Origin of the sequence: Halobacteriovorax sp. HFRX-2_2 (assembly GCF_043196705.1) — a bacterium.
Classification (GTDB): Bacteria; Bdellovibrionota; Bacteriovoracia; order Bacteriovoracales; family Bacteriovoracaceae; genus Halobacteriovorax_A.
The window spans coordinates 83,448-98,747 of sequence record NZ_JBEBMT010000002.1; the positions used below are offsets into that span (position 1 = coordinate 83,448).

At 38.1% G+C, this 15,300-nt stretch carries 9 protein-coding genes and 1 pseudogene; 2 read left to right on the plus strand and 8 right to left on the minus strand.

The annotated features are described in order from the left end of the window. Positions 1-8: 8 nt before the first annotated feature. Genes ABMA79_RS05570 through ABMA79_RS05580 form a run of 3 tightly spaced genes read right to left on the minus strand, consistent with a single transcriptional unit; the run spans position 9 to position 5,617 of the window. Positions 9-989, minus strand: a complete 981-nt coding sequence (locus ABMA79_RS05570; protein WP_393090952.1) for a glycosyltransferase — start codon at positions 987-989, stop codon at positions 9-11. 9 nt (positions 990-998) lie between these two features. Then, positions 999-4,673 carry a methionine synthase gene (metH, locus tag ABMA79_RS05575; RefSeq protein ID WP_393090954.1) on the minus strand — a complete coding sequence of 1,225 codons (3,675 nt, stop codon included), beginning with the start codon at positions 4,671-4,673 and terminating at the stop codon, positions 999-1,001. After that, the gene (locus ABMA79_RS05580; RefSeq protein ID WP_392858179.1) at positions 4,673-5,617 is read right to left on the minus strand and encodes a methylenetetrahydrofolate reductase; all 945 of its coding nucleotides are present in this window, start codon (positions 5,615-5,617) and stop codon (positions 4,673-4,675) included. The genes metH and ABMA79_RS05580 overlap by 1 nt, the downstream gene beginning before the upstream one ends. A gap of 341 nt (positions 5,618-5,958) precedes the next feature. Here ABMA79_RS05580 and ABMA79_RS05585 point away from each other — a divergent pair, with 341 nt between their 5' ends. Together ABMA79_RS05585 and ABMA79_RS05590 are read left to right on the plus strand one after the other, a co-directional pair. Next, positions 5,959-6,843, plus strand: a complete 885-nt coding sequence (locus ABMA79_RS05585) for a hypothetical protein (protein WP_392858182.1) — start codon at positions 5,959-5,961, stop codon at positions 6,841-6,843. A gap of 21 nt (positions 6,844-6,864) precedes the next feature. After that, positions 6,865-7,605, plus strand: coding sequence for an inositol monophosphatase family protein (locus ABMA79_RS05590; RefSeq protein ID WP_393090957.1), 741 nt, complete (start codon positions 6,865-6,867; stop codon positions 7,603-7,605). On the opposite strand, the gene ABMA79_RS05595 is transcribed toward ABMA79_RS05590, so the two are convergent. The 5 genes and pseudogenes from ABMA79_RS05595 to trmB form a co-directional block, all read right to left on the minus strand. Next, a complete protein-coding gene (locus ABMA79_RS05595; RefSeq protein WP_393057146.1) occupies positions 7,602-10,736 on the minus strand; it encodes a DEAD/DEAH box helicase in 3,135 nt (1,044 codons plus the stop codon). The two genes, ABMA79_RS05590 and ABMA79_RS05595, sit on opposite strands and share 4 nt — an antisense overlap. Before the next feature lie 103 nt (positions 10,737-10,839). Further along, complete coding sequence (gene rpoD / locus ABMA79_RS05600; protein WP_232215063.1) at positions 10,840-12,276, minus strand: RNA polymerase sigma factor RpoD; 1,437 nt, start codon at positions 12,274-12,276, stop codon at positions 10,840-10,842. Then, positions 12,250-12,591: pseudogene (locus ABMA79_RS05605) on the minus strand (RNA polymerase sigma factor region1.1 domain-containing protein); the annotation flags it as partial. The pseudogene ABMA79_RS05605 and the gene rpoD, both read right to left, overlap by 27 nt. 19 nt (positions 12,592-12,610) lie before the next feature. Next, the gene (dnaG, locus tag ABMA79_RS05610; protein WP_393090960.1) at positions 12,611-14,503 is read right to left on the minus strand and encodes a DNA primase; all 1,893 of its coding nucleotides are present in this window, start codon (positions 14,501-14,503) and stop codon (positions 12,611-12,613) included. A 21-nt stretch (positions 14,504-14,524) separates the two neighbouring features. Continuing rightward, entirely contained in the window at positions 14,525-15,277 is a 753-nt protein-coding gene (gene trmB, locus ABMA79_RS05615; RefSeq protein ID WP_392858191.1) for a tRNA (guanosine(46)-N7)-methyltransferase TrmB, read from the minus strand. Between the last annotated feature and the right edge of the window lie 23 nt (positions 15,278-15,300).

Here is a 15,300-nt window from a genome sequence, read left to right on the forward strand (position 1 = left end):
AGGCTACCTTAGAAAGGTAGCCTTTTTCCTGCTCTAAATGGGTGAATCCACTCAGGCTCTACATCATTAAGTTTTTTTCCTGACATAACAATTTCATACTTTTCAATAAAGTCAGAAGTGAATCTTTCCATTGAGAAGTTCTTGATTGCATAGTCTCGAATAAAGTCACGATCATAGACATCCTTTGTTGTATTAAAGTATTCAATGATCTCTTCGTGAGAGTAGAATGTACGACCTGTGCCAGGGGCAATTAAATCAGGTAGTGAACCAAAGCTTGAGCCAAAGACTGGTAGCCCTTGAGTCATCGCTTCGATGATAGCAAGGCCGAAAGGCTCATGCCAACGAACAGCAAAGAGTAGGGCATCACACTGTCGCATATAATCTAACTTCTCTTGGCCACCAACCATACCATGGTTGTGAATTAAAGGGTGCCAACCAAAGAACTTAGAACCACCACCACAAATGTGGAGATGCTTATTAGTTTGTCTTGCAATCTTTACAGATTGTTGAAGGTTTTTCACTCGCCAAGAAGCCTTTGCAAGAAAGAGTAGGCTTTTGATTTCAGTAATCTTACTTTCTTTATAAATGGCCGGGTATTCACTCATATCAAGACAGTTATTTACATAGCTTGTAGAACCGTGATGGCGAGCATGCGATTTTGAAACAAATACTGTATTTAAGTCGAACTTTTCACCTGGGAAGCCATTGCCTCCGATATTGATAACGTAAGGAATATCAAGATCAACTTTTATGTTATCAAAGCCATGTATAACATCGATATTATCTGGAACGAATTTTTGCCACTCTTCAATCTTTTCACATGCAATATGGTTGATACCATATTCTGCTACTTGGCTTTGCCCTGGTCCGATAAAGGTAACCTGGTGACCAAATTTAATTAATTCTTTCATATGCCAAAAGACGAGTCTTTCAACACCGCCATAAGTTTTTACTGGTAATACTTTGTGGTATGGAATACATACATGCATTTTATAATCCTATAGTATTGGCCTTAGCCATTTCTTTGTTGTTTCGATGTCCTGACCTTTGGCCTTTGAGTAAAGCTCAATTTGGTCTTGGGCAATATTTAAAATATTAAAGTACTTAGCACAAGGGTTAAAGAATATGTAGCCAGAAACTGAACTTGCTGGATACATCGCAAAATTTTCTGTTAAATATGCTCCTGTATTTTCTCTAACATTCATATAATCCCATAGCTTTGCTTTTTCCGTGTGATCTGGGCATGCTGGGTAGCCTGCAGCAGGACGAATCCCTGTGTATTTTTCTTTAATGAGCTCATCAAGTGAGAACTTACGTTCTTCTTCAATTCCACACAACTGACGTGCTCTTTCATGAATTAACTCTGCGTAGGCTTCTGCGAGACGATCACCAACGGCCTTAACCATAATTGATGTATAGTCATCGCCCTTGTCTTCAAAACTCTTAGCATATTTCTCTACTTGATCACCCATTGTGACAACAAATGAACCGATAAAGTCCTGTTTTTCTCCCTGAGGTAGGATGTAGTCAGCAAGCGAGAGATAAGGACGATCTTTTTGTGTCTTTTCTTTTTGTTGTCTTAGAAAATTTAAAGTACCAAATTCATTCTTATTTTCATCGAGAAGAGTCACAGTTTCATCTTTTGCATAAGCTGGCCAAAAGCCTAAGACCGCTTTTGGCGAGAAACGATTATTTTCAATAATATCATCAAGAATATTTTGTGCTTCATCGTATAGCTTCTTGGCCTCTTCTCCATAATCTTTATGAGATAAGATATGAGGGTAGAGCCCTTTTAGTTCCCAAGTCCAAAAGAAAGGAGACCAGTCGATATACTTTGCAATTTCAGAAACGCTGATATCATCAAACTTCTTAGCTCCAATAAATGGAGGAGTGAAGTCGACGAAAGTTTTCGTTGGGTCAACTCTTAAGTGGTCACGGGCCGCTTCGATTGAAATAGTAGCTTGGCCACTGTCTTTTTTATTTTCAAAATATTCTTTTGTTCTTCTTTGTGAATCTTTTAAATCTTTTAAGAAGTCGTCCTTTAGCTTTTCACTTAAAAGACTATTACAGATTCCTACCGTTTGCGAGGCATCGCCAACGTGAACAACTGGACTAGTACATTCTGGTGCAATCTTAACTGCAGTGTGAGTTTTAGATGTTGTTGCTCCACCAATTAGTACAGGGACTTCAAGGCCTTGACGATTAAACTCAGCTACGTTGTGAATCATCTCATCAAGAGAGGGAGTGATAAGCCCACTTAGGCCGATGAATTTAGCCTCATGTTCTTTTGCTGCTTTTATAATATCTTCACAGCTTACCATGACACCTAAATCAACGACGTTATATCCATTACATGCCAGTACAACTCCAACGATATTCTTTCCAATATCGTGAACGTCACCTTTTACTGTCGCAATAACAAATGTGTTCTTCTTACTTTTCCCGTCTGCACCTTTTTCCATATATGGCTCAAGATAAGCTACTGCCTGCTTCATTACGCGGGCACTTTTTACAACTTGAGGTAGAAACATTTTACCGGCACCAAAGAGGTCTCCGACAACTTTCATACCGTCCATCAGTGGACCTTCAATTACATTTAAAGGAATACCTAGTTCTTGTCTTGCTTGTTCGACATCTTCTTCGATGAATTTGCCGATACCCTTTACAAGTGCGTGAGTGATTCGCTCACCAAGGCTTCCTTCGCGCCAAGTTAAGTCATCTTCTTTGGACTTTGATTTTACGCCTTTGAATTTTTCGGCATATTCAATTAAGTCATCAGTTGCACTCTCTGAGCGATTAAAGAGCACGTCTTCGATCTTTTTCATAAGCTCAGGTTCAACATTTTCGTAAACTTCAAGCATTCCTGCATTTACGATTCCCATGTCAAGGCCCGCTTTAATTGCATGGTAGAGGAAAGAGGTATGCATTGCTTCGCGAACAATATTATTTCCGCGAAATGAAAAAGATATATTCGAAATTCCACCACTTGTTAAAGCGCCTGGGCAAGTCTCTTTGATTTCTCTTACGGCCTCAATGAAGTTGATTGCATAGTCGTTATGTTCTTCAATTCCTGTACCAACTGTTAGAACGTTTGGATCAAAGATAATATCTGTTGCAGGGAATCCTACTTCTTCAGTGAGGATCTTAAAGGCACGCTGGCAAATTGAAACCTTTTCTTCCTTAGAAGCCGCTTGTCCTTTCTCGTCAAAGGCCATGACAACAACGGCCGCTCCATATTGAAGGATTTTTCTTGCATGTTCTTTGAAGACTTCTTCGCCTTCCTTTAGTGAAATTGAGTTAACAATCCCTTTTCCCTGTATACACTTAAGTCCTTCTTCGATGACATCCCACTTAGATGAGTCAATCATAATTGGGACTTTACAGATATCAGGCTCAGAAGCGATTAGGTTTAGAAATTTCACCATACAAGCTTTAGAGTCGAGGAGACCTTCATCAAAGTTGACATCAATAATATTAGCACCGTTTTCAACCTGTTGACGGGCGATATCTAAAGCTGCTTCAAAATTCTCTTCACGAATTAAACGTGCAAATCTTGGAGAGCCTGTTACATTTGTACGCTCTCCAACCATGATAAATGGACGCTCACCAGTAAACTCAAGATTAAGAGGCTCTAGACCTGATAATCGTTGAGTCTTAGGTAGATCGTGTTTTTCACGTGGTTTGATTTCTTTTAAGTGGTTATAAATTGCATTGATATGATCTGGCGTTGTTCCGCAACAGCCACCAACGATATTGACGAGTCCTGACTCAGCAAATTCTTCTAACAGCGATGCTGTTTCATTTGGCTTTTCATCATAACCTGTATCACTTAGTGGATTAGGTAAACCTGCATTTGGGTAACAAGAAATTAAGCAATCTGATACTCTTGATAACTCTTCAATATATGGGCGCATCTCTTTGGCACCAAGAGCACAATTAATTCCAACACTAAAAGGTCTAGCATGTTCAACCGAGTTCCAGAATGCTTCAACAGTTTGACCTGAAAGCGTTCTTCCAGAAGCATCAGTAATCGTTACTGAGAGCATAATCGGAGTATCAAGATTATGATCATCAAGATACTTTCTCATGGCAAAGATGGCCGCTTTTAAATTTAGGGTATCAAATGAAGTTTCTGCTAAAAGAAGATCCGCTCCACCATCAATAAGCCCCTTTGTTTGCTCATAGTAATTATCGACGAGCTCATCAAATGTAATTCCTCTAAAAGCTGGGTTATTTACATCTGGAGAAATTGAAGCCGTTTTATTCGTTGGTCCCAGAGCTCCTGCTACAAAGCATTTACGCTCAGGGTTTTCTTTCATAAAATCAAGGCAGGCCGCTTTTGCAATTTTGGCCGCCTCTACATTAAGCTCATAAGCAATTTCACTTAAGTGATAATCATCTTGAGCAATACGAGTCGCCGAGAATGTATTTGTTTCAATAATATCTGAACCAGCAGCTAGGTACTTCGTATGAATTTCTTTAATAATTTCTGGCTTTGTCAGGTTCAGTAAATCGTTATTTCCTTTCAAGTCGATTTTTGTTTCTTGAAATCGTTCTCCTCGAAAGTCTTCTTCTGTTAGATGATACTGTTGAACCATTGTTCCCATTGCACCGTCTAAGAAAAGGATTCTACTCTTTAGTGTCGATTCTAGCTCTTTACGAATATCGCTCATTAAAATAAACCTTTTAGAACTTCAGTCACATTAGCACTGTCATTCATGACATAGAAGTGGACAGAAGGAACATTGGCACTTAATAATTCTTCAGTTTGCTTTCTTGCCCACTTAATACCAATTTCCTTAATATGTTCTGGATTCTCAGTTGCTTCATTAACAAATTCGTCAGGGAAGTCGACATAGAAGTGTCTTGGAACATTGGAAAGTTGTCCCATGCTTTTTATCACTTTAATTCCCGGAACGATTGGGCATGTAATGCCGGCCTCGCGACATTTATCAACGAATTCAAAATACTTTGAGTTATCAAAGAACATTTGAGTAACGATATAGTCGGCACCAGCATCAACTTTCTCTTTGAGGTACTTAATATCAGTTGCAAGATTTGGTGCTTCAAAGTGCTTTTCAGGATAACCAGCTACACCGACTGAAAAGTCTAGCGGTAAGCTATTAGAAATCTCATCAAGGTAGATTCCTTTTTTTACGTTATCAATTTGTTCGACTAAGTCTTTAGCGTAGAAGTTTCTTTGGCGAGAAAGGTCGTACTTCTTATTATAGTTAAGAGCATCTCCACGAAGTGCAAGTACGTTATGAATTCCAAGGTAGTTTAGCTCAATAAGAGCATCTTCAGTTTCTTCTTTTGTAAATCCTTGAGTCAGAAGGTGAGTTACCGTATCAATCTTAAAGCGATTTTGAATGACTCCACAAATACCAACTGTACCTGGACGCTTTTTATAAATTTTTCTTTCTACCGAACCATCATTCTTTTCATTGTAATAAGCACCTGCTGAGTGGGCCGTTACATCAATCCAGGCCGGATTGAATGGCAAAAGCTGCTTAACAATATCTGTTACGGCCGAAATATTTTTGCCTCTTGGTGGTGGTACAATCTCAAAACTAAAAAGTGGGTTTGTTGCCTTGTCGATATGCTCGATAACTTTCATTCGTGTATTTCCCTATGTGTAAATTTGTTACCTTATTTTAATCATTTATGAGCAATAAGAAAAGGCGAGGGCCCCTTTTTCTGGGGCCTTAGGTTAATTCGAATGAATTGGGTAAATGGAATATTTAGATAATTTTGAAGGAAGGATATTAGTAAGTTTTTAAGCATCAGCTATGCTTCAAACTTGTAGAGTTTTTAACCTAGGGGATAATATATTTGGACTTTTTTCACATTTGAAATGAGGGATCTATCCCACAATGAAATATATTGCCTATATTCAATTGCTTATGAGTTTCACGTTGGGCCAAAAACTGATATCATTATGTAGTAGAGGATAATTTGATGAATAAGGATCAGATTTACCATTTAGAAAGTGAGTTCATTAGAGTTTCTGTTACTAAGCAGGGAGCTGGACTGTTATCAATATTTGATCTTGAATCATATGTTGAATATCTATGGCAAGGACATCCAACGCTAAATCCTTGGAAGCCACAGCTTACCTTTCCAATTGTAGGAAAGCTTAAGGATGACCAGTATTGGCTAGGGCGTAAGTATTATCACATGCAAAAAGATGGCTTTTTAAAAGACTTCCAATTTGAAGTGAAGAATCAACGCAAGGACAGAATCACTTTTGTTCATACGAATAACCAAGACACTGAGCTTATCTTTCCATTTCGCTATAGTATCGAAGTAACCTATATGGTTTATGGGCCAAAGCTTACAGTCTCATTTGTTATAAAGAATTTAGATAAGAAAGAAATGTTCTTCTCTCTAGGTTTTGCTCCGACTTTCAATGTTCCACTAGGTCCAGAAGGTCACGAGGATTGCTTTATTGAGTTCTCTACTCAAGAAGAGCGTGGAGCCTATTTCTTAGAAAATGATCTTGTTAACTTCCATGATGCCGATAATAAGAAGGTTGTTCAGGACTGTCGTGTTTTCTTCACTCAAGAAAATTTTAGAGGTGGGGAGATGGTGTTTAAGGATATTAAGTCAAAGAGCGTTGCTCTTAAGAATATTTTAAACGAGAAGTCGGTTAATATAGACTTAGGAAATATTCCTTATCTTTCAATTTGGACTTATCCTGGTGCTAATTTCGTTAGGATTGCGCCGGCATTTGGTGTGACAGATGCACTAGACTCTAATAATGACTTCTACACGAAAGAAGGCCTGATTGATTTAGAGCAAGAAAAGACTTTTAAACACGAGTTTGTCTTTCACATTCGTTAGGCATGTCCGCTAGGATCAATAATGTATCGTAAAGAATTAGAAGAAATAAAAAACAGTATTCATACTAAACTCGACACTATGGTGTGGGGAGATATGTCGATTGAAAGAAAGGCCGACAAAAGTATTGTGACAGAGTTTGATATCTTTGTTTCTGACCAAGTTAAAAAGGTCTTTCATGAGTCTAATTTTGACTTCAATTTCTTTTCGGAAGAAGATCAAGAGAGTTTTGAGTTTCCTGTGATTGTCTTAGATCCAATTGATGGAACTCGTGAATTTGCAAAGGGCTATGGTGAGTGTGCAGTCTCCCTGGCCATTTTATTTTCAGCAGATATTAACGATGATCGAAGCTTTGGCTGGATCTATAATCCATTTACTGGGTTTGAAATCACGAGTGATGTTAAGTACCCGCTCGGAAGTCGTCATGCTCACGCTGAGGCGGTCAATATTATGATCTCGCGCTCAGAGTGGGAGAAGGGTGCTAATAAATTAGACTTTAAGCACAACTTTAGAATTACTCCACTTGGATCTATTGCCTTTAAGTTAGGACTACTTGCTGCTGGTGCAGCTGAATGTGTTGTCTCATTTCGTGATAAGAATATTTGGGACATCGCTGCTGGAGTGATTATTTGCCATTCCAGAGGGATTCATTCTGATGAAATTAAGGATCTTTCCAGCAAGAAGCTGACAGGGCCTTTTATTTTCTGTCGAGATGAATTAAAAGTAGCGGTTCATGAAGAAGTTAATCGCTTAAAGAAGTCCTAGTTAAATAAATCTTCAAAATCCTTCATTGTGAGTTTTCCACTGAATAATTCTTCATCATCTTCAGGAAGAAGTTCTTTGAAAAGTTCACGTTTGATTTCTTGAAGTTTTAAAACCTTCTCTTCAACAGAGCCTTTAATAATAGGTCTAAATACGTTTAGAGTATTTTTCTGACCAATACGATAAGCTCTATCGATTGCTTGCGATTCAACCGCTGGGTTCCACCAAGGGTCCATAATAAAGACGTAGCTTGCTGCTGTTAAGTTAAGACCAACACCCCCGGCCTTAAGAGAGATTAGGAAGAGTTTTGTTTTACCGCTTTGGAACTCGTCAACTGCTGCTTGGCGCTTTTTAACGTTCATCGATCCATCAATTCGAGAGTACTTCCAGCACTGGCCATCAAAGGCCGTTCCAATGATATCAAGGTATGTTGTAAATTGAGAGAAGACGATAACTTGGTGACCTTCTTCAACAATTTGCTCTAAACTTTCAATTAGATAATCAACTTTCGTTGATGAAAGACTTCTGATGTCTTTTGTTGTTTTATTATTATGGTTTTGCCATAGACAGCTCTGGCGAAGTTCGAGAAGTCCCTTAAGGATTTCACCATACTTCTTATTCTTAGGAGCATTTTGAATATTGTCTTTAATTGATTGTAATTTATTTTTGTAAAATTCTTCTTCATTTTCATCAAAGCTAAGAAGGACACTGTTTTCAATCTTAGGAGGCAGATCAGTAAGAACTTGGTTCTTTGTACGTCTAAGAATGAACGGTGCGGCCGTTTTTCTTGCGTATACTCTCGACTTAGGAGTAGAGCTTGATCTTAAGAATCTTAAATCTCCCCAGATGCCAGGAATACTTAGATCAATAATATTAAAGAACTCAGCAAGATCATTTTCTACAGGTGTACCTGTTAAGCAGATTCTAAAGTCGGCATTGATCTTTCTTGCGGAAGAAGCCCCTAGAGAACGCATATTCTTAAGGTGCTGAACCTCATCAAGAACAAGAACATCATAATTAGTTTCTTCAAATTGTGCTTCGAGTTCTCTTTTAAGAATCCCATATGAAGTTAGAATTACTTTTGCTTTACTATCTTCTGGAAGCTCTCTATCAGCTCCGTGGAAGATGTGAACATCGATATCCGAGAATTTCTTAAATTCATTTTCCCAGTTTAGTAGTAGGGAAACTGGACAAACAATTAGAACTTTATCAATTTTATCGTAGATACTTTCAATAAAGGCGATAGTTTGGATAGTCTTACCAAGACCCATGTCATCGGCAAGACAAGCACCAAGCTTATTTTCATGAAGGAATTTAAGCCAGTTATAACCTGTCTTTTGGTATGCTCTAAGAGTTGAGCCAAGATGTTCTGAAATAGGGTAGTCAGGGATACCTTCAAGGTTTTGAAGTCTTTCGCAAAGTGCGATTTCTTCATCCGTTAGGGCACCTTCGAGTCCAATCTTTTTAAGTTCAAATAATTCAAAGATTCTGGCACGAGAAAAAGGTAGGATGAATTTTTTAAATTTTCCGTCCTGAACTTCTTCTTTTGCTTCAAATTTTGTGTATTTTTGAACAAATTTCAAAAGATCTTTTTGTTCATTATTTAATAAGATGACACCATCTTTAGTAATAGCAATATTATTGTCGAGGTCGACATTCTTAAGTACTTCTTGGTCAACGTCATTGATTTCTAGTTCAAGATCAAACCAACCCGAGCGTCCAATTTGCTTTCTTTCAAAGCGAATACGAGAGTTCCAATTTTTAATTTCATTATTATTATAGAAAATCTCAACACCGTAAGGCTTCGTTACTGTAAATAGTTTCGATAGGCCTTGAGTGATTTGGGACATTGAAACTTGGAAAATAACTTCGTTTGTATCTCGATATAGGTAAGAGTAGCGGAAGAAGTGGTCTCCAAATTCCGTTACCATGACTTTAAATAGAAGACGTTGAAGCTTATTGTCGTATTTGTAAAGCTTGTGATTTTCGTGATCAAAGCTAAGTGTATAGTCTTTGCTAACAACTTCAGAAATTAGACGAATCCATGAAGACTTTTTCGACTTTCCAGAAAGGGACTTCTTATAGCCGTCAACACCAGTTTCAAAGTAGTGCTGAACTTCTCTTAGGAAGTGGTAGGCTTCAACCTTTTTGCGAAATAAATCGAGATAGCCACCTTCAAATGTAAGAGAGGCCATAAACTGTGGAGGCCTTGTTCTCTTTTCTTCTTTATTGAAGAACTCGACTGAAAAATTGTTATAACCCTTTCTTTGAGAGTTATTGATATAAATTCTTAAATCTGGTGACTCAATATTTGTGATATCAAATTGCTTACCCTCAACTTCAAATGCGATGTACTTCTCTAGCCTTTCAGAGTAGGCAAGATTTAAGGCATCATCGATTTTATATGTTGATAAATTCGATCTTAGAGTCGAGAAGAACTCTTTTAGTTCACTTGGAAGTGAAAAGAGTTCACCAGTATCCCAATTAAAAAGATATAAACTTTCAAAGATACTGATATCACGATGAGTTTTACCTTCCTCATCTAGTAGGGCAAAGCGAATACTAGATTTCAAGTCATCTTGAAAATCAACTCTTTGTTCTTTATTTGGAGCGATATTAAAGACTAACTTTCCTGAGAGATTTTCAGGAATTGGAAACTCAATCGTTTTCTTATTCGTTAATGAGTAATTTAGTGTTGAGTAAGTCGGCCCATGTGGCGCATTTTCTAACTCGTGCGGGCCACTGATAATTGTCCCGTACTCAAGTGGGTAAACACCGTATCCACCAATAGGAGGGAGGTGAGTGCTTGTATCAGATTGGTCGTTATTTGTTGCAATATAGTACATAAAGAGAGCAGCTGTATGGTGGCAGTGCTTTTCTTTTGTCCATTCTAGACAATCACATGATGTTGACAGTGGTGATTCATCTGTTCCTTCAAGCCTTTTCTTATAGACGACCTTAGACTCATAAGGGCGATCTTCTTTAATGATTCCTGTTGTGATGAGGTAACCATCAAGACTTCCTTTCTTAAATGAAAGTGAGACCTTCCCAAGGCTGAGAACTTTTCTGGCCTTAGAAATTGCCAGAGTTGAAAAATATTTTTTTGCTAGATCGAGTCCAGGTTCTTGTGTCATATATTACTTTTATGTCTAAAAGCCTTATTATAACGCAAAAATAAAGAATGTAATAGTCTTAGTTCTGTTAAGAGAAAGGCCCCTGAATAGGGGCCTAATTTACTTAGTTATTTTCGATATACGATTTAAGAAGTTTCGCACGTGAAGGATGTCTTAGCTTACGAAGCGCTTTGGCTTCAATCTGTCTAATACGTTCACGAGTTACGAAGAAGTCCTGTCCAACCTCTTCTAGAGTGTGGTCAGATTTTTCACCGATACCAAATCTCATTCTTAGAACCTTTTCTTCTCTTGGTGTAAGAGTTGAAAGTACTGAACGAGTTTGCTCAGATAATGTAATACTCATTACTGCATCTGCTGGTGAAATAATTTTCTTATCTTCAATGAAGTCTCCAAGAGATGAATCTTCTTCTTCACCAATTGGTGTTTCAAGAGAGATTGGCTCTTTAGAGATCTTTTGAACTTTCTTAACTTTATCTACTGGCATTTCCATTTTCTCAGCAATTTCTTCTGGAGTAGGTTCACGCCCAAGTTCTTGGATAAGTTGTCTTTGAGTTCTTACCATTTTGTTGATTGTCTCAATCATGTGAACTGGGATACGGATTGTTCTTGCTTGGTCAGCAATGGCACGAGTAATGGCCTGACGAATCCACCAAGTTGCATAAGTTGAGAATTTGTAACCACGACGGTACTCAAACTTATCAACTGCTTTCATAAGACCGATGTTACCTTCCTGAATAAGATCTAGGAATTGTAGACCACGGTTTGTGTATTTCTTAGCAATTGAAACAACAAGTCTTAAGTTAGCTTCAACTAGTTGGGCCTTCGCACGGTCAGCTCTTTCTTCACCATTCGTGATAATCTTGTAAACTGTTTCGATATCATCAAAGCTCATTCCAGCTTCTTGAGATAGTCTTCTTAGTTTTCTAAGAATATCTTCTTGGTTACGAACTAGTTGCTCTACCTTTGCATCAGTTGTGTAAAGCTCTTTTGCGAATGCACGCTTAAATGCATCATCTTCCATGATCTTCTCATGTAGGTCACGGTAAGCTTCAATTGTTTCAACTTCTAGGAACTTAAAGATACGATCTTGTTGTTCGTAAAGGTCTTTAAACTGAAGGTAGTATTTCTTAACTGGCTCAACGAAGCTATTAATGATCTTTCTATTGAAAGTAAGGTCTGCAAGTTCAGTTGCAATAGCATCCATTTTTGTTTTTTCAGTTTTAGAAAACTTATCAAGAGTTCCATCATCTTCGTTAAGTGCAGAGTCATAAATTTCTTTAAGCTCGTCACAAACCTTAATGATTGTCTTCTTAACTTTATCAACGTCTTTTTGAGTCGATTCATCATCTAAACCACGGACAAGCTCTCTTACGAACTCTGTTGGGTTTTCTAGTTCATTGATTCTATCTTTTAGCGTGATAATTTCTGCAATCGCGTGAGAAGACTTTAGTGATGAAAGAATAATTTCTCTTTCACCTTCTTCAATTTCTTTTGCGATAACAACTTCGCCTTCTCTTGTAAGAAGGGCAACAGATCCCATTCTCTTTAGATATAATTTTACAGGATCAGTTGAGGCACTTCTAAGTTCAGCTCTCTCTTCTTTCGAAAGCGTTTCTTCAATAATTTCAGTACCGTCAAGTTTGATTCCTTCATCTTCCTCTTCAACTTCGGCTTCAGTAACTTCAATTTCTGATTCACTGATAGCTAGCATAATGAGGTCAAGTTCTTCAGGAGCAATTAAGCTTGCTGGGATAGCATCGTTAATTTCTTCTGGAGTCAGGGAGTCTTGATCCTTACCGCGTGCGATAAGTTTTTCGAAACCCTTCGATTTTAAAAATTGTGCAGCACTTGACATGTTTGGTTTCTCCAGTCTTTTACTTTTTTAAAGCATGAAGCTTTTTACGGATTTCAATAATCTTTGTATTCAACTCAGTAAGCTCAGTTTGAGTGGTAACATTTCCTTTCTCTATAACTAAGCGATCACTTTCTTCTTCTAGACTAACTCTTTCAAGTTTTGCTTTGAGGTCCTTAATAATTTTAACCGCTCTCTCTTTTTCTAGTTTGATTCCTTTGTATTTATTTCTTATGCCATCATCTATAATTTCATGTAGGCCGTACTTGGAAGAACTCGAAAGCGCAAAATTTTTAAATTCCCTCTCATCTATTTCAAAGATTAAATTTTTCAGATTTAAAACATACTCTTTTACCCTATCTGAGTGCATAAAATCAAGCAGATCGGTCATTTCATCATACTCAAGACAATCCGGATGTTCAACGATAGCAAGCAGTAAAGTCTTCTCTGTACGTGAGATTGGAGCCTCTACTTCATCCATTATTGGCATCTCGTTTGCATCACTTTCAACAAAGCTTGCCATGTAATCTTCGTCATACTCTGGAGCATGCATTTCCATCGGAGGTGTCTCTTCGACAACGGCCGGCTTAAAGGTCTGAGATTTCTCGTCTTTTAAGAAATTTTCATAATTCTCAATGATGCTTTCTTTACTCGATTCGAGGTTTAGCTGCTTTGCCCACCCAACGAGTCTTTCAATGGCATTAAGATCTTTTCCAAGAGGAGAAACAAGATCAAAGGCCTGCCTTAGCAGTGCCAATTTCTCATCGAGTATCTCAATCTTGCGATCCGGTAGTATTTTTGAAAATTCATAATCAATGAACGGAACCGCATTATCGATTCTATCTTGATAAGCTATGATGCCTTCCTTTTCCAGGAAGTCGTCTGGATCTTTATGGGGATTTAGATCGACAAACTTAGGTATGATGCCAGATTCTAGAAATTGGCGATTTGCCCTCTGAGAAGCCTTAAAGCCAGCTTCATCATTATCGAGGGAAAGATAAATATTCTTTGTCATGGACTTAAGCGTACGAAGAGAGTTGTCGCCAAGGGCCGTCCCCATGATTGCGACACTATTTTCAAAACCCTTCTTGTAGTTTGCAATTTGGTCCATATTTCCTTCAACTATAATCACGCTATCGCGCTTTCTAATGAATGATTTTGCAAGATGGAGGCCATAGAGTAGGTTTCTCTTATTAAAGATGAACGACTCTATAGAATTCATGTACTTAGCGTGTTGATATTCATGAATTCGTCGGCTAGTGAAGCCAATAACTTTACCGTAGTGGTCCCAAATCGGAAACATTATGCGCTCACGGAAAGTATCATAATGGGACTTATTATCAGCGTTATACTTAACGATTCCAATTTTCAGGGCCGCTTGAAGAATCTCCCCGCGATCCTTGGCCGGAAGTGAACAGATATAGTCATAGATACTATTTTTCTTTGGCGCAAAACCGAGCTGATAGAGGTCGGCGATCTCATTGCTCAAATTACGATTCTTTAAAAAGTCTAAGTATTGCTCTGGCTTTAGGTTACGTCCCGATTGGAAGTAAATAGTTGTAGCGACCTTCAGAATTTTTTCAGCATAAATGAACTCTTTCGACTTTTCTTTTGTATTTGTGTAGGAGTCGAAATCGATGCCAAATTTATCACAGATATCCTTCATGGCCTCGATGAACTCCATACTTTGGAGATTCATAACGAAGTCAAAATGACTGTGGCCAGCACCACAAGAAAAGCATTTATAGATTTTCTTGTCGTTAACAACAGACATGGAAGGGTTTGTGTCATCGTGGAAAGGGCAAACTCCGTAAAGGTTATTACCCTTGCGAACTAAGTGCACACCATAGCGCTCGATTAAATCAGAAATCGGGATCTCATTGACGATCTTTTCGCGCAGTCTTTGTAATGACATGTGTGTGACTAACCTAGCTTTTTATTTTGCTTTCTTGGATTTTAGAACAAAAGCTTTAATATTTACACCTTGCTCGATAAATATTTTCTCAAACTTTGTTTTAAATTGGCAAAGTAGGTGATCCGGAGCATCGTTCCATAGATCTTTCGTCTCAAGCTCAAGCTCAAAGAGATCTTGTTTCTCGATAACTTCTTTCATCCACTCTGCATAACCATCATGATCCGTCTTAACAAAGAAGTATCCACCTGGCTTGATTACTTTATATGCCCTTTCTAGGAAAGGAAGTTGAAAAAGTCTCTTCTTGTGATGACGTGCCTTTGGCCATGGATCAGGGAAGAAATAGAAAACTTTATCTAACTCATTTTCAGCAAATAGGTGCTCAATTCTTTCACCCTTAGCTCTTAAGTATTTAAAATTGCGGTAAGGAAGTGACTTTAGCTTCTTTGCTAATGCGTAACTTCTCTTAAAGCGATAGTCCAGACCAACAAAATTCTGGTCTCTATAAGCGTCACAATATTGTAGCATAAAGTGGCCATAACCAGTTCCGATCTCAAGGCACAGTTCACCATCTTGCGAGAACACCTCTTTATTCCACTTACCAGAGTGAACTTCAGCTTCTTCGTCTCTTAGAACAAATTCATTAAATTCTTCTAACTTATCGTGGTAAGGGTTGCGGTGCTTGTACTGGAAGTCCTTAGCAAATGACTTGTCTTGGTCTTGGTCGTACGCAAATGGATCGTTTGTCGCTTCTTGAGCGTCTGATTTTACTGGCAACTTATACTCCTAAATGATTATTG

What these genes read in the sequence shown, in the direction of transcription:
- ABMA79_RS05590 (WP_393090957.1), top strand. Translation starts at nt 6,865, where the DNA reads ATGTATCGTAAAGAATTAGAAGAAATAAAAAACAGTATTCATACTAAA.
- ABMA79_RS05595 (WP_393057146.1), bottom strand. Translation starts at nt 10,736, where the DNA reads ATGACACAAGAACCTGGACTCGATCTAGCAAAAAAATATTTTTCAACT.
- ABMA79_RS05585 (WP_392858182.1), top strand. Translation starts at nt 5,959, where the DNA reads ATGAATAAGGATCAGATTTACCATTTAGAAAGTGAGTTCATTAGAGTT.
- dnaG (WP_393090960.1), bottom strand. Translation starts at nt 14,503, where the DNA reads ATGTCATTACAAAGACTGCGCGAAAAGATCGTCAATGAGATCCCGATT.
- ABMA79_RS05580 (WP_392858179.1), bottom strand. Translation starts at nt 5,617, where the DNA reads ATGAAAGTTATCGAGCATATCGACAAGGCAACAAACCCACTTTTTAGT.
- ABMA79_RS05570 (WP_393090952.1), bottom strand. Translation starts at nt 989, where the DNA reads ATGCATGTATGTATTCCATACCACAAAGTATTACCAGTAAAAACTTAT.
- rpoD (WP_232215063.1), bottom strand. Translation starts at nt 12,276, where the DNA reads ATGGGATCTGTTGCCCTTCTTACAAGAGAAGGCGAAGTTGTTATCGCA.
- metH (WP_393090954.1), bottom strand. Translation starts at nt 4,673, where the DNA reads ATGAGCGATATTCGTAAAGAGCTAGAATCGACACTAAAGAGTAGAATC.